This window comes from Streptomyces sp. NPDC055078, from assembly GCF_053607985.1.
In genome coordinates this window covers 1-4,232 of the sequence record NZ_JBSGUP010000689.1, presented here as the reverse complement: position 1 = coordinate 4,232, position 4,232 = coordinate 1, and the positions used below count along the sequence as shown (strand labels likewise).

Here is a 4,232-nt window from a genome sequence, read left to right as displayed (position 1 = left end):
CCCCGGCGGAGCCCCGGCGGGGCCGTCAGTCGCTGGTCTTGGGGAGCTGGCGGCCGTAGTCCAGCGTCTCCCCCTTCGCCGGCGCCGCCAGCGCGAAGTCCCGGTCCCACTCCGCCAGCGTCAGCACCCCCGCGCCGCCCGCGCGTGCGAACTGGAGGGGATACGGCTCGCCCTCCAGCGCGACATCCAGCACACCGCCCACACCGTCGTCCGCCCGCACCTTGATCGTCTGGATGCCGCCGATCCTCGTACGGTCGCCCTTGCTGAGCTTCCCCCGCATCCCCAGGAGCCCGTCCAGCAGCACATCCATGTCGGTGAAGCCGCGGAACCGCTGATACGCCGGATCGCCCTGAGGGACCTTCACATACCGGCCCCCGAGCTTGAGCGCGGCCTCCGCGTCCGTCTTGCTGGGCTGGTCCTTCGAGTCGCCGCTGCCCTGGGCCCAGAAGCCCGCGTCGGCCTTGAGGTAGAGGGCGTCGCCGACCCGCAGCAGTTCGAAGGTGTTGTTCTTCGTGACGACGGACCCGGAGGCGCCGTCCTGCTTGAGCCGCATGTTCAGCGTGTAGGTGCCGCCCTTGCTGACGAGCGTCCCGGAGAGCCGTACCGCCGCCGCCGCGTCCGCCGCCGCCCGCGCCTTGCTCTCGATCTCCGGGGCGGAGAGCTTCCCGACACCGTTGGTGCCCTTGTCGGGGTCCTTCTTCTCCTCGGCGCACGCCGTCGCCGACACGACCAGTCCCGCGCACAGAACGGCGGAGAGCACGGCCCTGCGGGCCCGGGAAACCGACGGGAGGGTAGTCACCAGCACACTGCCTCGTATCTGCTTGTCGTCCGCCTGTTGTGGACGCGGTTCGTGGGCGGGGTTCGTGGGCGCGGATTGGGGCGCAGCCCGCAGCGTACCCGGGCGCCGGCCGGGCCCCGCGGGGAGGCGCGGGAAGGCTCGTGGAGATCGCGGGGACACCGTACGGACGCGGGGCGACGGCGACGCGGAACGGTACGGGCTAGCCTGAAGGCCGTGAACAACGGCATTCCCGGCGAACGGCTCCGGGCGGGCCGGAAGGACGGAGGTGCGGATCATGGTCACGAGCGCCTCCCGTGTCTTTGTCTCCCATCTCGTCGGGGTGCCCGCCTTCGACCCCAACGGCGACCAGGTGGGCCGGGTCCGCGACCTCGTCGCGATGCTGCGGGTCGGCCGCCGCCCGCCGCGGCTGCTCGGCATGGTCGTCGAGGTGCTCAGCCGCCGCCGGATCTTCCTCCCGATGACCCGGATCACCGGGATCGAGTCGGGCCAGGTCATCACCACCGGCGTACTGAATGTCCGCCGCTTCGAGCAGCGCCCCACCGAGCGGCTGGTGCTCGGGGAACTGCTCGACCGGCGGGTGCGGCTGGTGGACAGCGGCGAGGAGGCCACGGTGCTCGATGTGTCGATCCGGCGGCTGCCCGCCCGCCGCGAATGGGAGATCGACAAGGTCTTCGTCCGCAAGGGGCGGTCGGGGGCGCTGCGCCGCCGGGGGGAGACCCTGACGGTCGAGTGGTCGGCCGTGACCGGCTTCTCGCTGGAGGAGGACAGCCAGAGCGCGGAGAGCCTCGTCGCGGCCTTCGAGCGGCTGCGCCCGGCCGACCTGGCCAACGCGCTGCACCATCTCTCGCCGAAGCGCCGCGCGGAGGTCGCCGCCGCGCTGGACGACGACCGGCTCGCCGACGTACTGGAGGAGCTGCCCGACGACGACCGGGTGGAGATCCTCGGCAATCTCAAGGAGGAGCGGGCCGCCGACGTACTGGAGGCGATGGACCCCGACGACGCGGCCGATCTCCTCTCCGAGCTGCCCGAGGAGGACAAGGAACGGCTGCTCGCGCTGATGCGCCCGGACGACGCCGCCGATGTCCGCCGGCTGCTGTCGTACGAGGAGCGCACGGCGGGCGGGCTGATGACCACCGAGCCGATCGTGCTGCGACCGGACGCCACCGTCGCAGACGCACTGGCGCGGGTGCGCCAGCAGGATCTGCCCCCGGCGCTGGCCGCGCAGGTGTATGTGTGCAGGCCGCCGGACGAGACCCCGACGGGCAAGTACCTGGGCACGGTGCACTTCCAGCGGCTGCTGCGCGATCCGCCGTTCACCCTGGTCAGCTCGGTGGTGGACAGTGATCTGCCGCCGCTGTCGCCGGACACCCCGCTGCCCGCGGTGACCAGCTATCTGGCCGCGTACAACATGGTCGCGGCGGCGGTCGTCGATGAGAGCGGCTCCCTGCTGGGCGCGGTGACCGTGGACGACGTACTCGACCATCTGCTGCCGGAGGACTGGCGTGAGACGGAGTTCGAGGAGTCGGCCGGTGGCTAACGGTCCCGAGCAGGGCCCCGGCGACCAGCGGGAGCGGATGCCGTCCGGAGCGACCGCGGCGCCGCGCCACCGCGTCCGGCTCGATCTGCCGAGGGCGCCGCGCCGGACCCTGCTGCCGGAGTACGACCCCGAGGCGTTCGGCAGGCTGTCCGAGCGGATCGCCCGCTTCCTGGGGACGGGCCGGTTCCTGGTCTGGATGACGCTGATCGTCTTCCTGTGGGTCGTCTGGAATGTGACGGCCCCGGAGAGCCTGCGTTTCGACGAGTACCCGTTCATCTTTCTGACCCTGATGCTCTCCCTCCAGGCGTCGTACGCGGCCCCGCTGATCCTGCTGGCGCAGAACCGCCAGGACGACCGCGACCGGGTCACCCATGAACAGGACCGCGAGCAGAACGAGCGGTCGATCGCCGACACCGAGTATCTGACCCGGGAGATCGCCGCACTGCGGATGGGCCTCGGCGAGGTCGCGACCCGGGACTGGATCCGCTCGGAACTCCAGGCCATGGCCAGAGACATGGAGGACCAGCGCGCGTCCCTCCCGTACGGGAACGCTTCCGGGAGTTCCGGGAGTTCCCGAAGTGACGAAGCCGACCGCTGACGCGCTTCTCCGGGGCGGGCGTCAGCGCCGTACCATCGTCGGTATGGCTACGGAAGACACGGTGCTCGCCGCGCTGGCGACAGTGAACGACCCCGAGATCCACCGACCGATCACCGAGCTGGGCATGGTCAAATCGGTGGACATCGGTGCGGACGGCGCGGTCGCCGTCACGGTGTTCCTCACCGTCTCCGGCTGTCCGATGCGCGAGACGATCACCAAGAACGTGAAGGAGGCGGTCGAGCGCGTCGACGGCGTGACCCGGGTCGAGGTCACGCTCGATGTGATGAGCGACGAGCAGCGGCGTGAGCTGACGTCCTCGCTGCGCGGCGGCACCGCCGAGCGCGAGGTCCCCTTCGCCCAGCCCGGCTCGCTGACCAGGGTGTACGCGGTCGCCTCCGGCAAGGGCGGGGTCGGCAAGTCCTCGGTCACGGTGAATCTGGCGGCGGCGATGGCGGCCGACGGACTGAAGGTCGGTGTCGTCGACGCGGACATCTACGGCCACTCGGTGCCCCGGATGCTGGGCGCGGACGGCCGTCCCACCCAGGTCGAGAACATGATCATGCCGCCGTCGGCGCACGGGGTGAAGGTCATCTCGATCGGTATGTTCACCCCGGGCAACGAGCCGGTGGTGTGGCGCGGCCCGATGCTCCACCGGGCGCTTCAGCAGTTCCTCGCCGATGTGTACTGGGGCGATCTGGACGTTCTGCTGCTCGATCTGCCGCCCGGGACCGGCGATATCGCCATCTCGGTGGCCCAGCTCGTGCCGAACGCCGAGATCCTGGTGGTCACCACGCCGCAGCAGGCCGCCGCCGAGGTCGCCGAGCGGGCCGGTTCGATCGCGGTGCAGACGCATCAGAAGATCGTCGGCGTCGTGGAGAACATGTCGGGCCTGCCGTGTCCGCACTGCGACGAGATGGTCGATGTCTTCGGCAGCGGCGGCGGCCAGCGGGTCGCCGAGGGGCTGACGCAGAGGACCGGCGCGAATGTGCCGGTGCTGGGTGCCATCCCCATCGACGTACGGCTCCGCGAGGGCGGCGACGAGGGCAAGCCGGTGGTCCTCACCGACCCCGAGTCCCCGGCGGGTGCCGCGCTGCGCTCGATCGCGGGCAAGCTGGGCGGCCGTCAGCGGGGGCTGTCGGGTATGAGCCTGGGGATCACCCCGAGGAACAAGTTCTAGGACGGACCGGGACGGACCGGGCCCCACCCGAACCACCGGGTCCCATCCGACCGCACCGGCCGGGCCCGGGCCCACCGGCCGAACCACCGGACCCTGGCCCACCGGGCAGACCCGCTGGACC

At 71.3% G+C, this 4,232-nt stretch carries 4 protein-coding genes; 3 read left to right on the top strand and 1 reads right to left on the bottom strand.

Translation table 11 applies throughout. The features are described from left to right. Window positions 1-25: 25 nt before the first annotated feature. Window positions 26-799 carry a hypothetical protein gene (locus tag ACWF94_RS34855; protein ID WP_453498000.1) on the bottom strand — a complete coding sequence of 258 codons (774 nt, stop codon included), beginning with the start codon at window positions 797-799 and terminating at the stop codon, window positions 26-28. 274 nt (window positions 800-1,073) lie between these two features. Between ACWF94_RS34855 and ACWF94_RS34850 the strand changes: the two genes are divergently transcribed. From ACWF94_RS34850 to ACWF94_RS34840, 3 genes are read left to right on the top strand one after another with little or no spacing between them, the layout of a single operon-like run. Continuing rightward, complete coding sequence (locus ACWF94_RS34850) at window positions 1,074-2,336, top strand: magnesium transporter MgtE N-terminal domain-containing protein (RefSeq protein ID WP_453497997.1); 1,263 nt, start codon at window positions 1,074-1,076, stop codon at window positions 2,334-2,336. Between the two features lie 37 nt (window positions 2,337-2,373). Next, a complete protein-coding gene (locus ACWF94_RS34845; protein WP_453498003.1) occupies window positions 2,374-2,934 on the top strand; it encodes a DUF1003 domain-containing protein in 561 nt (186 codons plus the stop codon). Between the two features lie 43 nt (window positions 2,935-2,977). Next, window positions 2,978-4,111, top strand: a complete 1,134-nt coding sequence (locus tag ACWF94_RS34840; RefSeq protein WP_453497994.1) for an Mrp/NBP35 family ATP-binding protein — start codon at window positions 2,978-2,980, stop codon at window positions 4,109-4,111. Window positions 4,112-4,232 lie beyond the last annotated feature (121 nt).